The sequence below is a fragment of the Vibrio sp. TMPB1044 genome (assembly GCF_030442075.1).
In the GTDB taxonomy this organism is placed as follows: domain Bacteria; phylum Pseudomonadota; class Gammaproteobacteria; order Enterobacterales; family Vibrionaceae; genus Vibrio; species Vibrio satsumensis.
This window is the reverse complement of sequence record NZ_JAUJED010000010.1, coordinates 76954-91934: the sequence shown is the minus strand read 5'-3', so window position 1 is coordinate 91934 and position 14981 is coordinate 76954. Positions and strand designations below refer to the sequence as shown.

General features: G+C 46.7%; 10 protein-coding genes. 5 read left to right on the top strand and 5 right to left on the bottom strand.

Going from position 1 to position 14981, the window contains the following annotated elements; genetic code table 11:
• The first annotated feature begins 182 nt into the window (after positions 1-182).
• Positions 183-2819: a phosphoenolpyruvate carboxylase gene (gene ppc, locus QQ041_RS05850; RefSeq protein ID WP_017063683.1), complete on the top strand. Its 2637-nt coding sequence runs from the start codon at positions 183-185 to the stop codon at positions 2817-2819.
• Between the two features lie 349 nt (positions 2820-3168).
• Positions 3169-3708 carry a PadR family transcriptional regulator gene (locus QQ041_RS05845; RefSeq protein WP_010435321.1) on the top strand — a complete coding sequence of 180 codons (540 nt, stop codon included), beginning with the start codon at positions 3169-3171 and terminating at the stop codon, positions 3706-3708.
• Between the two features lie 120 nt (positions 3709-3828).
• Here QQ041_RS05845 and metF read toward each other — a convergent pair whose 3' ends face one another.
• The 3 genes from metF to QQ041_RS05830 all read right to left on the bottom strand — a co-directional run bounded on the left by metF (position 3829) and on the right by QQ041_RS05830 (position 8579).
• The gene (gene metF / locus QQ041_RS05840; RefSeq protein WP_004729683.1) at positions 3829-4728 is read right to left on the bottom strand and encodes a methylenetetrahydrofolate reductase; all 900 of its coding nucleotides are present in this window, start codon (positions 4726-4728) and stop codon (positions 3829-3831) included.
• Between the two features lie 255 nt (positions 4729-4983).
• Complete coding sequence (locus QQ041_RS05835) at positions 4984-7395, bottom strand: bifunctional aspartate kinase/homoserine dehydrogenase II (protein WP_285953301.1); 2412 nt, start codon at positions 7393-7395, stop codon at positions 4984-4986.
• A gap of 2 nt (positions 7396-7397) precedes the next feature.
• A complete protein-coding gene (locus QQ041_RS05830) occupies positions 7398-8579 on the bottom strand; it encodes an O-succinylhomoserine (thiol)-lyase (protein ID WP_285953300.1) in 1182 nt (393 codons plus the stop codon).
• 208 nt (positions 8580-8787) lie between these two features.
• Between QQ041_RS05830 and metJ the strand changes: the two genes are divergently transcribed.
• Complete coding sequence (gene metJ / locus QQ041_RS05825; protein WP_004415993.1) at positions 8788-9108, top strand: met regulon transcriptional regulator MetJ; 321 nt, start codon at positions 8788-8790, stop codon at positions 9106-9108.
• Positions 9109-9315: 207 nt separating this feature from the next.
• Here the strand turns inward: metJ and QQ041_RS05820 are convergent, their stop codons facing one another.
• Both QQ041_RS05820 and rpmE read right to left on the bottom strand, forming a co-directional pair.
• Positions 9316-10605, bottom strand: coding sequence for a malic enzyme-like NAD(P)-binding protein (locus tag QQ041_RS05820; protein WP_048663011.1), 1290 nt, complete (start codon positions 10603-10605; stop codon positions 9316-9318).
• Between the two features lie 332 nt (positions 10606-10937).
• Positions 10938-11156: a 50S ribosomal protein L31 gene (gene rpmE / locus QQ041_RS05815; RefSeq protein ID WP_076656772.1), complete on the bottom strand. Its 219-nt coding sequence runs from the start codon at positions 11154-11156 to the stop codon at positions 10938-10940.
• Positions 11157-11487: 331 nt separating this feature from the next.
• On the opposite strand from rpmE, the gene priA reads away from it, so the two are divergent.
• Positions 11488-13689, top strand: coding sequence for a primosomal protein N' (gene priA / locus QQ041_RS05810; protein WP_285953299.1), 2202 nt, complete (start codon positions 11488-11490; stop codon positions 13687-13689).
• 240 nt (positions 13690-13929) lie between these two features.
• Entirely contained in the window at positions 13930-14934 is a 1005-nt protein-coding gene (gene cytR, locus QQ041_RS05805) for a DNA-binding transcriptional regulator CytR (protein ID WP_048659182.1), read from the top strand.
• The last annotated feature ends 47 nt before the right edge of the window (positions 14935-14981 follow it).

Genomic DNA, 14981 nt, shown 5'->3' with positions numbered 1-14981 from the left:
AACACAGCCTGATCTTGTAATTAAATTTCACTTTATTCCGAAGTATTGAAAAATTTACTTCTCCCGCATTTCTAAACCTAATAATTGCAAACTTAGAATGCTTTATTTGACTAGATACAGCAGTTTTCGCTAGATTGTGTACTTAACAAGGAACAATGGATGTAATTTTTTTACGAGGCAGGATGACAATGAACGAGAAATACGCCGCTCTCAAGAGTAACGTAAGCATGCTGGGACGCTTGCTAGGTAACACAATCCAAGATGCACATGGTGACGTTATCTTAGAGAAAGTGGAGACTATCCGTAAACTTTCCAAATCCGCCCGCGCAGGCAACAAAGCTGACCGTGACAGCCTAGTTGAAGAAATCAAAAACCTGCCGAACGAACAACTCACTCCTGTTGCTCGTGCATTTAACCAATTTCTCAACCTCACCAACATGGCAGAGCAGTACCACACGATCTCTCGCCACTGTGAGGAGCATGTTTGTGAACCAGACGTGCTGCAATCTCTATTTTCCAAATTAAATCAGAATGACATCAGCAAGCTAGACGCGGCACAAGCCGTTCGCGACCTGAACATTGAACTCGTTCTAACGGCACACCCAACAGAAATCACTCGCCGTACCATGATCAACAAACTGGTTAAGATCAACGAGTGTCTATCTAAATTAGAATTAAGCGACCTATCACACAAAGAGCGCGTGAAAACAGAACGTCGCCTAGAGCAACTTATCGCTCAAGGTTGGCACTCTGATGTAATTCGTCAGCAACGCCCGACTCCACTTGATGAAGCTAAATGGGGCTTTGCGGTTGTCGAAAACTCGCTTTGGGAAGCTGTGCCAGATTTCCTACGTGAAATGGACGGCCGACTAAAAGGTTACCTTGGTGAAGGCCTGCCAATCGATGCTCGTCCAGTACACTTCTCATCTTGGATGGGCGGTGACCGCGATGGTAACCCATTCGTAACACACACCATCACTAAAGAAGTACTGCGCCTATCTCGCTGGAAAGCCGCAGACCTTTACCTAGGCGACGTGAACGAGCTGATTACCGAACTGTCGATGACCAAGTGTAATGATGCCGTTCGTGAGCTAGCGGGGGACGAGCACGAAGCTTACCGTGCAATCCTAAAGAGCCTACGAACTCTGCTGAACAACACGTTAGAAGTGCTTGATGCGAAACTGCATGATGCGGAAGTACCAAAGAAAGAAACACTACAGAACATCGACCAACTTTGGACACCGCTGTACGCGTGTTACCAATCGCTGCACGAATGTGGCATGGGCGTAATCGCGGACGGTTCTCTGCTTGATACCTTACGCCGCCTAAAAGCATTCGGTGTACACCTAGTGCGTCTCGATGTTCGTCAAGAAAGTACACGTCACTCAGATGTGCTGTCTGAACTGACTCGCTACCTAGGCATTGGCGATTACGACCAGTGGAGCGAGCAAGACAAGATCGCTTTCTTAACCAATGAATTAAGCTCAAAACGCCCACTACTTCCTCGTGATTGGGAGCCATCTGAACAGGTTAAAGAGGTTTTAGACACCTGTAAGGTCATTGCTGCTCAACCTCGTGAAGCGTTTGGTGCTTACGTTATCTCTATGGCTCGTACTGCATCGGATGTACTGGCTGTTCACTTGTTGTTGCAAGAATGTGGTTGCCCATACCGCATGGACGTATGCCCGCTGTTCGAAACGCTAGACGACTTGAACAACTCAGAAGCAGTAATGAAGCAGCTAATGAGCATCGACTTGTACCGTGGCTTTATCCAGAACCACCAAATGGTGATGATTGGATACTCTGACTCAGCAAAAGATGCTGGCGTAATGTCTGCAGGCTGGGCTCAATACGATGCGATGGACAAGCTGGTTAAGGTTTGCGACGAAGAAGGCATTGAACTGACTCTATTCCACGGCCGTGGCGGTACGGTTGGTCGTGGTGGTGCTCCAGCGCACGCTGCTCTTCTTTCTCAGCCACCTAAGAGCTTGAAAGGCGGTCTACGTGTAACTGAACAAGGTGAAATGATCCGCTTTAAACTTGGCTTGCCAGATGTTGCGGTAAACAGCTTCAACCTATACGCAAGTGCGATTCTAGAAGCGAACCTTCTGCCGCCACCAGAGCCTAAACAAGAGTGGCGCGACCTAATGGAAGTGCTGTCTCAAGTCTCTTGTGAGGCTTACCGTAACGTGGTTCGTGGTGAAGAGAAATTCGTACCTTACTTCCGACAAGCGACGCCTGAACTGGAGCTAGGTAAACTGCCTCTTGGTTCTCGCCCTGCTAAGCGTAACCCGAACGGCGGCGTAGAAAGCCTACGTGCGATTCCATGGATCTTCTCTTGGAGCCAAAACCGTTTGGTACTTCCAGCATGGTTAGGCGCGGGTGAAGCGATTCAGTACTCTGTAGACCAAGGCCATCAAGCTCTGCTTGAAGAGATGTGTCGCGAGTGGCCGTTCTTCTCTACCCGTCTAGGTATGTTGGAAATGGTGTACTCGAAGTGCAACATGGAAATCGCTAAGTACTACGACCAACGTCTTGTTGACGAAGAGCTATTACCGTTAGGTGAATTGCTGCGTGAACAGCTGCAAAAAGACATCAAAGCAGTGCTGAATGTAGAAAATAACGAGAACTTGATGCAGAGCGACCCTTGGGGACTTGAATCAATTCGCCTACGTAACATCTACGTTGAGCCACTAAACATGCTTCAAGCAGAGCTGCTTTACCGTACTCGTAAGTGTGAAACACCACCAGCAGAGCTAGAAGAAGCGCTAATGGTGACGATTGCAGGCATTGCAGCAGGCATGCGAAACACTGGTTAATTAGTGATTCCTACTATTCAATAGACAAAAGGTCGCCTAGTGCGACCTTTTTGTTTCACAAAATAAGCAATACTGAGTTTTTTGTCAGTTTTTTGGGTTATTTTGTCCATGTATTCTACTTTATGCTTATTATTTAGATATACTACTGCTCCGCTGCGGAAACACTCCAAAAAAATAATCTGCAGCAACTTGACCAATAAACTGGTCAACCTAGGTGATAAACGGCTTTGTAAGGTGACATAACCAACCGATGAGTTGGTGCTACTTAGACATAACCAATATAACGTGCCATTAGAAGCACACTTGTTGTTTAAGTATTTGTTTACTGTTTACCATTTGGATTTCAGACATGTCATTACCACACGTAATTCTAACCGTTTTAAGTACACGCGATGCTACTGGTTACGATATCACAAAAGAATTCTCCGCAAGCATTGGTTACTTCTGGAAAGCTAGCCACCAACAAGTTTACCGCGAGCTAAATAAAATGGCTCAGAACGACCAGGTAACTTGCGTGCTTGAGCCTCAAGAAGGCAAACCTGATCGTAAAGTTTACTCTATCACCGATGCTGGCCGTGGCGCGCTAGGTGAATGGTTTGAACAACCAACTGCACACCCAACAGTTCGTGACGAGTTCTCAGCTAAGCTAATGGCTTGTGCTGTACAACCTTCTGACGCTTACCGTGTACAACTTGCTGAACTAGTAGAAGAGTCTCGCAAACTGGTTTCTCACTACAAAGAAATCGAAGCAGCTTACTACGCAACGCCATCGACACTAGATAAGCAAGCACGTCTTGAACGTCTAACACTTCGTCGTAACCTACTTATCCGTGAAGCATGGATTGTATGGGCTGAAGAAGTACTGCTTGAACTTGGCGCTCTAGCTTAAGCTAGAAGCTAGAAGCTAGAAGCTAGAAAAGCAAAAGGCTTGAACTCTATGAGTCCAAGCCTTTTTTGTATCTATAGGATTTGAAAGTTTGCAGCCAGAGGCTGTTTACAAACGCTTTAATTACAGCGCAGCAACCTGTGGGCGAACGCCTAACGTATGGCAAAGTGCGTAGGTCATTTCTGCACGGTTTAGGGTGTAGAAGTGGAAATCTTTCACACCTTCACGGCTCAGCGTACGAACCATATCGATCGCTTGGCTAGCACCAACTAACTGACGAGTGGTTGGATCATCATCCAAACCTTCAAATTGCTTCGCCATCCAACCTGGTACTTTTACGTTGTTCATCGCAGCAAAGCGCGACGCTTGCTTAAAGTTAGACACCGGTAAGATGCCCGGTACAATCTCAACATCCACACCAGCCGCTACACAACGGTCACGAAAACGTAGGTAGCTTTCTACATCAAAGAAGAACTGAGTAATTGCACGGTTAGCACCGGCATCCACTTTACGCTTTAGGTTAATAAGATCTGATTGAGCGCTTTTTGCTTCAGGGTGAACCTCAGGGAATGCCGCTACTGAGATATCAAAATCGTGGCGAGATTTAAGTAACTCTACTAGGTCAGATGCGTACATCTCTGGCGCACCACCACCTGCTGGAATATCACCACGTAGCGCAACAATACTCTCGATACCATTCGCCCAGTAATCGTCAGCGATTTGAATCAGCTCTTCGCGGCTCGCATCAATACACGTTAGGTGCGGTGCAGCCACTAGGCCGGTTTGGTTCTTAATTTCTTTAATGATTGAGTGGGTACGATCACGCTCACCCGAGTTTGCACCGTAGGTTACCGATACAAATTTTGGTTGAAGTGTTTTAAGACGGTGAACAGAGTTCCACAGGGTCTCTTCCATCTTCTCACTGCTTGGTGGAAAAAACTCAAATGACACATTGATGTTGTCAGAAAGCTCAGCGATATTCTGATTTAAAGCGTCGATATGACTAGCGTGTGTGTATCCCATCTTACTCTCCCTGTGGCAAAAGCAACCACTAAAAACTCAAATCCTTAAACGACGTTTAGACGTCTATATGTCTGTAGAATGTATTGAATACGATTTAATGTCAACAGATCCATTATGAATTTTTCTCAAGTAGATCGTGAGTAAAACTCAAGTCGTTAGATCGATCGCAAAGCAGAAATAATGCAGAAAAAAGGCTGAAAAACACATCCTGCTTTCAGCCTCATTTATCTTAGTGAATAGTATTCTATTTAGGATTTAAAACAGGCTAGACATTCTGTTTAGGTCAGATTGAATTGCACCAGCCGTTACTTCACGACCAGCACCCGGGCCACGAATAACCAATGGATTATCTTTGTACCATTTGCTCTCAATCGCAAAGATATTATCGCAAGGCAGCAAGTTCGCTAGAGCGTGTTCTTTAGACAGAGCTTCAACGCCTACGGTTGCCTTACCGTTCTTCTCCAAACGCGCTACGTAACGCAGAACTTTCTGTTGAGAGTGCGCTTTTTCCAAACGCTCAGCCAACTCTTCGCTCAGTACAGAAGCTTTGTCGAAGAAGTCATCCACAGATAGCTCTTGCAGCTCTGCAGGTACGAGAGATTCTACTTTTACGTTTTCAGGTTCGATATCCAAACCCGACTCACGCGCCAGAATCACCAGCTTACGCATCACATCTGAACCATCTAGGTCAGCACGCGGGTCTGGTTCAGTCAGGCCTTGTTGCCATGCTAAGTCGACTAACTCGCTGAACGGCACCGTGCCATCAAACTGCTGGAACAACCAAGACAGCGTGCCAGAGAAAATACCCGACAGCGCAATGATGTCATCGCCACTTTCACGTAGGTCACGTACCGTGTGGTTAATCGGTAAGCCTGCACCCACTGTCGCGTTGTACAACCAATGACGGCTGATCTTAGCGAAAGCATCTTGTACTTGATGGTAATACTCACTCGATGCAGAACCAGCCACCTTGTTCGCCGAGATCAGGTGGATACCTTGTTGTGCAATTTGCAGGTACTTTGCTGCAAGCACAGGGCTTGCAGTCACATCGAGAACCACTGCTTCGTCATAACCCTGAATAGAGCCTAAACGCTCTAACCAGCCGTTACCATTGTTAGCAATCGCTTCATCATCAAAACGCTTACCTACCGAAGTCGCATCTATGCCTTGGTCATCGAACCAATAGGTTTGGCTATCAACCACCGCAACCAATTCAAAGTTCATTCCACGACGCTTTTCAAGTTCCGCTTTTTGCTCTGCAAACAGGCTTAACCAGCTTGAACCAATATTGCCCTTGCCACATAAAGCAATCGCAACACGCTTCTGCGCTTGGAATAGTTGAGAGTGAATACCTTTCACTAGGCTTGATGTTTCACTCTTACGAATCACAGCCACTAAGCTCAAGCCAGAGTTCGCTTCCGAGATGAACTCAACTGGCGAGCTCTTAAGCTGCTGGTAGAAACCGTAACAATGGTTCGGGTTCTTAGTCACGCCAGCACCCACGGCAGCAATCAAAGAGAAACCCTCTTTAAGCTTAATCTCAGCTTCAATCGCGTGATCTTGTAGATATTCTAAAGCGCCACCAGCGATCTCTTCTGTGTAAGCAAGACGCAAACAGTGCTGATCCGGTTCAAGCTCATAAGCAAGCGGCTCCAGTTGAGCACGCTTAAGCCCTTCAAGCACTTCACCCTCTAGGCGGTCGAAATCATGGCCGTGACCAAACGTCAGCTGCACGATCAGCACTTCATCTAAAGAGGTAATGATTTTTGCACCGCGACCCGATGCCAATACACGCTCTATCTGTGTAGAGCCCGCCTCCGGCTGATAGCTGCAGCGTAAGCTGAGATCCATAGCACTTTGAGCCACAGGCTGTAGCGTTCGGCTATGAAGCACTGGAGCGGCAAGACGCGCCAATTCACTGGCTTCATCAAGGCGAAGTAGAGGCAGTAAACACGCATCTGAAACCAAACGAGGATCTGCGCTGTAAACGCCCGCCACATCACTCCAAATCGTCACGCGTTCAACTTCAGCCAAAGCACCAATCACGGTTGCTGAGTAATCTGAGCCGTTACGACCAAGCAATACCGTTTCACCCTCGCAATTCTGAGCCATAAAGCCAGTAATAACGACACGGCAATGTGCATGCTGCGCCAAAGCTTCTTTAATCAGAGGATAAGAACGTGCGCGGTCAACTTCAGGTTGAGCACCTACTTCTGCACGCAAAAAGGCACGAGCATCTTGAGCAACCGCTTGTAAATCATGTTGGCACAACAAAGCGGCTAACAGACGTGAAGACCAAACCTCACCGTGTCCTAGCACTTGTGCTTTTTGCGCTTCGCTTAGAGGAGCCGTTAACTCACCCAAAGCGGTAAATTCTTGCTGAATAGTGGCCGTTAGCTGAGCCGCAGACTCACCTTCAAGCAGCGCTTCAATCAGCTCAAGTTGGAACTGACGAAGTGCTTGCAAACATTCGTGAGCGATACGACCATCTTTATCGAGCGCTTCAACAAACTCAATCAAGCGGTTAGTTGTTTTACCCGCTGCCGACACCACGACCAAGTCAGTGGCTGATGAGTATTCTCTAAGAATGTTGACCACGCGCTGGTAACACTCAGGATTCGCTAAGCTGCTACCACCAAATTTATGTAGCTGGCGAAAGGTTGCCATTATTAACCCTCCCCTTCAGCAAGAAAGCCTTGTGTCTTTTCAAACGCTTGCTTGAGGTCATCAATCAAGTCTTCTGCATCTTCAAGACCAACAGAAAGACGCAGTAACTGTTGAGAAACACCCGCTTCTGCCAGCGCTTCTTCGCCCATTGCACGGTGAGTCATCGACGCAGGGTGACAAATCAAGCTTTCCACACCACCCAGCGATTCCGCCAAAGAGAACAGCTCTAACTTATCAACAAAGTATTTAAGCGCCTCGAATGAGCCCGCAAACTCAAAGCTCAGCATTGAACCAAAGCCAGACTGCTGCTTCTTCGCGATATCATGACCCGGATGTTCAGGAAGGCTTGGGTGGTAAATCGTGCCGACGAGCTCTTGCTGCTGCAGAGACGCCAGAATTTCACGTGAGCTTTCTTCGTGAACTCGCATACGCGCACCTAGCGTACGAATACCACGTAGAGTCATGTAGCTATCAAATGGTGTGCCGGTCGCACCAATACAGTTGCCCCACCATGCTAGCTCTTCAGCGTGCTCTTCAGTTTTCGTGACGACAACGCCACCAATAACGTCCGAGTGTCCGTTGATGTACTTGGTGGTTGAGTGGATAACAAAATCCGCACCCAGTTCTAAAGGCTTTTGGAACACTGGAGTCAAAAACGTGTTATCGACAGCAACCAGAGCACCAACCTCTTTCGCTTTACGGCAAGTTTCTGCAATATCAACCACACGAACCAAAGGATTCGATGGTGTTTCAATTAAGATCAACTTTGGCTTAAGCGCGATCGCCGCATCCAGCGCCGCTTGATCCGATTGATCAACGAACAGAACTTTAAAGTCACCTTTGAGTGAGCGAGTGTTAAACAGACGGTAAGTACCGCCGTAGCAGTCGTGTGGTGCGATAATAAGATCATCGCCGCCTAGGAAAGCAGAAACCCATAAGTTAAGCGCCGAGGTACCACAATTAGTGACAACCGCGCCTTTACCCGATTCAAGCTCAAACAGTGCCGTTTCTAATAAACCGCGATTTGGGTTACCAGAACGGGTGTAATCGTACTTTGGCACTTCACCAAAAGCGGGAAACCCATAGTTAGTCGAAAGATAAATAGGTGGGACAACGGCATGGTGTTGCGTGTCTGACTCGATACCAGTACGTACTGCGATGGTTGCTGGCTTCCGGCTGCTCATAGGTGCTTCCTTACAAGTTTTGCGTCTGAGAATCACAGCTGCTTGTCGGCATTTTGCGGCTGTGTTAGATATATGTTATTCACTTTACTTTCATAAACGTGAGACGTCAACACTTCTAGACGTCTATATGTCTTTGCTTATGGCGGTAAATCCCGCTAAAATCACCACTATTAATTTATTCTAACAACTAAAGTGATGAAGGTACGCAATGGCCGACTGGAATGGTGAATACATAAGCCCATATGCTGAGCATGGAAAGAAAAGCGAACAAGTAAAGAAGATTACAGTTTCTATCCCTCTAAAAGTGTTAAAGGTTCTAACTGACGAGCGTACTCGCCGCCAGATTAACAACCTACGCCATGCAACAAACAGTGAGCTACTGTGCGAAGCCTTTCTACATGCGTACACAGGCCAACCACTACCAACGGATGAAGACCTTCGTAAAGACCGTCCTGACGATATCCCTGCTGAAGTGAAAAAGCTGATGACAGAAATGGGCATCGAGTTCGAAGCGTTTGACGAAGAATAAAAACAACTCAGTCACTGCCTTCATTATTGATTCGCTCTAGCTGAACCCTATTTATCACACCGCGCATTGTTTTTTATGACTGCGCTGTGAATGATAGACATAAAAAAACCGACTCCAGATGAGTCGGTTTTTTATTATTCTTTTCGTCTCGATAACGAAACGACGATACCAGAAGATTATGTCATCCAGTCTCTATGCCATATGCTTCTATGCCATGTAGTTAGCAGGCATCTCGATACGAGCTACGCCAGATTCAACAGCCGCTTCTGCTACTGCTTTTGCTACGCGAGGAAGTAGACGTGGGTCCATTGGCTTAGGAATGATGTAACCCTTACCGAACTCCAGTGCAGTCTCGCCCGCAGCTGCTAGTACTTCAGCTGGAACTTCTTCTTTCGCCAGTTCACGAATCGCTTTAACCGCCGCTAGCTTCATTTCGTCATTGATTTCGCTCGCACGCACGTCTAGTGCACCACGGAAAATGAATGGGAAACAAAGTACGTTGTTTACTTGGTTAGGGTAATCACTGCGGCCTGTACCCATGATAAGGTCAGAACGAACTTCGTGAGCAAGCTCTGGCTTGATCTCTGGATCTGGGTTTGAACATGCAAACACAACTGGCTTATCAGCCATCAGCGTTAGAGCTTCTGCTGGAAGCAGGTTAGGACCCGATACACCCAAGAACAGGTCAGCGCCTTCGATAACATCTTCAAGCGTACGCTTGTCGGTATTGTTTGCGAACAGCTCTTTGTATTCGTTTAGGTCATCACGACGAGTGTGGATCACACCTTTACGGTCAAGCATGTAGATTTTTTCACGCTGAGCGCCACACTTAATCAGTAGTTCCATACAAGCAACCGCTGCTGCGCCAGCACCTAAACAAACGATCTTACACTCTTCAAGTTTCTTACCTTGAAGTTCGATCGCGTTCAGCATACCCGCTGCTGTCACAATCGCAGTACCGTGTTGGTCATCGTGGAATACCGGAACATCACAACGTTCAATCAGGCGACGTTCAATCTCAAAACAGTCTGGTGCTTTGATGTCTTCCAGGTTAATACCGCCGAATGTATCTGCGATATTTGCAACCGTATCAACGAACTCATCGATTGTGCGGTGTTTTACTTCAATATCGATAGAATCTAAACCAGCAAAACGCTTAAACAGGAGCGCTTTACCTTCCATAACAGGTTTAGAAGCAATAGGACCAAGGTTACCTAGGCCAAGAATCGCTGTACCGTTAGAGATAACTGCAACCATGTTGCCTTTACCTGTGTACTTATAAACGTTATCGACGTTCTGTGCGATCTCGCGAACAGGCTCGGCTACGCCTGGGCTGTATGCAAGTGCTAGGTCTTCTGCAGAGTTTGCAGGCTTCGTCAGTTCTACGGCAATTTTGCCAGGAATTGGGAACTCATGGTAATCAAGAGCTTGCTGACGGAATTGTTCTTGAGGCGATAATTCTTGAGAGGATTGAGCTTGGCTGCTGTCTTCAGACATAGGTGTAGGTTCCTAGGATATTATTATTTGGGGGATCTTGTTCATGTTAATGGATGTACTTCAAAGTTCCTAGGTGGTTGAAGCCTCTGTCTCATTAAAAAACGAGATTTCACTACTAATAAGACCAGTGAGCAGTTGAAATTACTGTCGCTTGTTGAACTTTCGAGCTGAATTTGGTGAAGAGAGGTACGCAAGGAATTGCCCTGCAATAGAAAGGTAGGCACCTTATCGTTAGGCGGGATTGAAGCTTGAATGAAAGTCACTGCTTTCTCAAATTACAGGCAACAAAAAAGGACACCGAAGTGTCCTTTTTCATGTCTAAATAGCGAGAATTACTTCTTGCTAGAAAGAGCACCGAAACGCTTGTTGAAGCGATCAACACGGCCGCCAGTATCTACGATACGTTGCTTACCAGTGTAGAACGGGTGACATTTGTCACATACGTCTAGGTGGATTGATTCTTTTGCTAGCGTTGAGTTGAACTCAAATGTGTTGCCGCAAGAACAAGTTGCAGAAACTGCTTTGTATTCTGGGTGGATTCCAGCTTTCATGGGATAACCTCAAGTAGGCCGTGTCGCTATACGATTCTAAGCCGCACACCACACGTAGTTTAAAAAAGAAATAAAGACACCGCATCGACACAAAAGAGTGATGAAGCCATACCTTTAAGGCGCAGTATAGTAATGAATCTAAAAGGCAGGATCAACTGATTTGATACATTTTTCACCAATTCTCTCTTTATTTCCTTTATCGCCCTGAGATTTCGAGCTGTCGTTGTCTGTATACGTTAACTCTCCGCCTTCATCCAAACTGCTTCTCGAATTTAACCGCCTTATCCTTTAGACTGTTCGCTCTCGTCAACTCAGATAAAGCCGTCCCTTTATGCGTCCAATGATTGCCCGCGTGGCACTGCCTGTTCCACTCGACAAGCAGTTCGATTACAAGATTCCTAGCCATCTATTTCCGATTATTGGTGGACGAGTCTCTGTGCCTTTTGGACGACAAACCTTAACCGGTATTGTAACGGCTCTGGTTAACGAATCTGAATTCGAGCTAGACAAGCTCAAACCCATTAAAGCCCTATTAGACAATCAGCCTGTTTGGCCGGAATCTGTCTATTCACTGTTAATGTGGTGCAGTCAATTTTATCAGTACCCTCTTGGCGAGACCTTTGCTAACGCCCTTCCGAGCGCTCTAAGAAAAGGCAAAGCCGCCGACTTCGCAACGCTGGTTGAGTGGCAGTTAACGCCATCAGGCAAAGACCAACTGATGCAAGGTTTTGGTCGCGCAGTCAAACAAGCCAAAGTGATGCACATGCTTGAGCACGGCCCCGTTCCCCATCAAGAGTTCATTGATGAAGAAGTTGGCAGCGCCGTACTCAAGACACTAGAAGAGAAAGGCTGGATTGAATCGGTAGAGAAAAAGCCGAAGCGTCAGGCGTGGCCAGTTGATCTTGAAAACGACCAAGACAAACCTAAGCTCAATGCTGAACAAGCCATCGCGATTGCGACCGTAAATAGCCAAACCGACTTTGGTTGTTTCCTGTTAGAAGGCGTCACTGGCTCAGGTAAGACCGAGGTTTACCTGAATATGATTAAGCCGATTCTCGATCAAGGTAAACAAGCGTTAGTACTCGTGCCTGAGATTGGCCTCACCCCTCAAACGATTAACCGCTTTAAACGACGCTTTAATGTGCCTGTTGAGGTTATCCACTCAGGTTTAAACGATTCTGAGCGACTGAATGCTTGGTTATCGGCGCGTGATAAAATAGCGGGCATCGTGATTGGTACCCGTTCGGCTCTGTTCACGCCGTTTGCGGATCTGGGCATTATCATTGTCGATGAAGAACACGACGCCTCTTATAAACAACAAGATAGCCTGCGCTACCACGCTCGAGATGTGGCGATCATGCGTGCTCATAAAGCACAGATTCCAATAGTGTTAGGCTCGGCGACTCCGGCCTTTGAAACACTGCACAACGCTCAGATTGGTAAATACAGTTATCTCACCCTTACTTCACGTGCGGGTGTTGCACTGCCAACCACCAATAAAGTGCTAGATGTAAAAGGTGAATACCTAGAAAGCGGCTTGTCTGCGTCGTTGATTGCAGAGATGCAAAGACACCTCAAAGCAGGCAACCAAGTGATGTTGTTTCTCAACCGCCGCGGGTTTTCTCCGGCATTGATGTGTCACGATTGTGGTTGGACAGCCGAGTGTAAGCGCTGTGATGCGTACTATACCTACCATCAATACAGTAATGAAATGCGCTGCCACCATTGTGGCTCGCAACAGCATATCGTGCACAATTGCCAAGGTTGTGGGTCTGCGAACTTAGTGACTGTGGGTGTCGGTACCGAGCAGTTAGAGGCTCAGCTTGGCCAACTATTCCCTGAATACAAAACCATTCGTATTGACCGTGACAGCACCCGCCGTAAAGGCAGTTTAGAAAGCGCACTAGAGTCGATTCGTAAGGGGGAATACCAAATTCTTATCGGTACGCAGATGCTTGCTAAGGGCCACCATTTCCCTGATGTGACACTCGTGGCGTTATTGGATGTCGATGGCTCTTTATACAGCAGTGACTTCCGAGCCTCTGAGCGTCTTGCTCAGCTTTTTATTCAAGTTGCTGGTCGTGCAGGTCGTGCTAGTAAGCCAGGTGAGGTGATCTTACAAACGCACCACCCAGAACACGGGTTGCTGCAGGCGCTACTACATAAAGATTATAACCACTTTGCTCAAACGGCCTTGGCAGAGCGTAAACAGGCTATGTTGCCACCTTATACCTTTATGACGCTGTTTAGAGCAGAAGCGAACGACACGCGCTTGGTGGAAGAGTTCTTACGTCAAGTTCGTCACACATTGGAATCGCATCCACTGTTTGATCAATATTGCATGGTGTTAGGGCCAACCCCGGCCCCGTTAGCAAAACGAGCGGGCAAATCTCGCTGGCAGTTAATCTTACAAACTCAGACGCGCTCGTTAATGCATAAGCTATTAATGAGTGCCAAGCCGGCCATCAATATGTTACCTGCTGCGAAAAAAGTCCGTTGGTCACTCGATATTGAGCCGCAAGATTTGAGCTAAACCTACTTGGGTTAAAACTAATGATAAGTTTGTTCACAAATATTTCATATTTATCGTGATCAACTTCACACTAGTCATGTGATTTTTGTTAATCTAGCCGTAACTTTACACGGGCTAAACGAATAAAATATTGCAATAAAAAAAGTGTTAGCAACACTTTCATAATATCTATTCGATTACATTTATTATTCATGCCTTAGATACTTAGGCAGCAAAGGAACTTAAAAGAGGGTTTAATTTATGGCGACAATGAAGGATGTTGCCCAGCTAGCAGGCGTCTCAACAGCCACAGTATCACGTGCATTGATGAACCCTGAGAAAGTCTCAGTTTCAACTCGTAAACGAGTGGAAACAGCAGTACTTGAAGCTGGATACTCACCCAATACATTAGCTCGAAACTTACGTCGCAACGAATCAAAAACCATCATCACAATCGTTCCTGATATCTGTGACCCTTATTTCGCCGAGATCATTCGTGGTATCGAAGATGCTGCAGTAGAAAATGACTACCTTGTCTTACTGGGTGATAGCGGCCAACAAAAGAAGCGTGAGTCTTCGTTTGTTAACTTAGTTTTCACCAAACAAGCTGACGGCATGCTGTTACTTGGCACTGACCATCCATTTGATGTCAGTAAGTCTGAACAAAAGAACTTACCACCAATGGTGATGGCGTGTGAGTTTGCCCCTGAGCTTGAACTTCCTACCGTACACATCGATAACCTGACCTCGGCATTTGAAGCGGTTAACTACCTAGCTCAGTTAGGTCATAAACGTATTGCTCAAATCTCAGGCCCAGTATCAGCAACACTTTGTAAGTTCCGTCAACAAGGCTACCAACAAGCGCTACGCCGTGCTGGAGTCTCAATGAATCCAGCCTACAGTACCGTCGGTGATTTTACCTTTGAAGCGGGTGCTCAAGCAGTTCGTCAATTGCTAGCACTACCTGAGCAACCAACCGCTATCTTCTGTCACAACGATGCGATGGCCATTGGCGCTATTCAAGAAGCGAAGAAGCTAGGCTTACGCGTTCCTCAAGACCTATCGATTGTCGGCTTCGATGACATCCAATTTGCTCAATACTGCGATCCACCGCTCACCACCATCTCTCAACCTCGTTATGAGATTGGACGCCAAGCGATGTTGATGATGCTTGATCTACTGAAAGGCAACGATGTGCAAGCAGGTTCGCGTCTACTTGAAGCTAAATTAGTGGTTCGAGGCAGTACAGCACCACCTCGAATGTAACCCTCAAAAATACCCTTACAAATCTGCGGCACATTTTGATGTGCCGC

What these genes read in the sequence shown, in the direction of transcription:
- cytR (WP_048659182.1), top strand. Translation starts at nt 13,930, where the DNA reads ATGGCGACAATGAAGGATGTTGCCCAGCTAGCAGGCGTCTCAACAGCC.
- QQ041_RS05830 (WP_285953300.1), bottom strand. Translation starts at nt 8,579, where the DNA reads ATGAGCAGCCGGAAGCCAGCAACCATCGCAGTACGTACTGGTATCGAG.
- QQ041_RS05845 (WP_010435321.1), top strand. Translation starts at nt 3,169, where the DNA reads ATGTCATTACCACACGTAATTCTAACCGTTTTAAGTACACGCGATGCT.
- QQ041_RS05835 (WP_285953301.1), bottom strand. Translation starts at nt 7,395, where the DNA reads ATGGCAACCTTTCGCCAGCTACATAAATTTGGTGGTAGCAGCTTAGCG.
- metF (WP_004729683.1), bottom strand. Translation starts at nt 4,728, where the DNA reads ATGGGATACACACACGCTAGTCATATCGACGCTTTAAATCAGAATATC.
- rpmE (WP_076656772.1), bottom strand. Translation starts at nt 11,156, where the DNA reads ATGAAAGCTGGAATCCACCCAGAATACAAAGCAGTTTCTGCAACTTGT.
- metJ (WP_004415993.1), top strand. Translation starts at nt 8,788, where the DNA reads ATGGCCGACTGGAATGGTGAATACATAAGCCCATATGCTGAGCATGGA.
- QQ041_RS05820 (WP_048663011.1), bottom strand. Translation starts at nt 10,605, where the DNA reads ATGTCTGAAGACAGCAGCCAAGCTCAATCCTCTCAAGAATTATCGCCT.
- ppc (WP_017063683.1), top strand. Translation starts at nt 183, where the DNA reads ATGACAATGAACGAGAAATACGCCGCTCTCAAGAGTAACGTAAGCATG.
- priA (WP_285953299.1), top strand. Translation starts at nt 11,488, where the DNA reads ATGCGTCCAATGATTGCCCGCGTGGCACTGCCTGTTCCACTCGACAAG.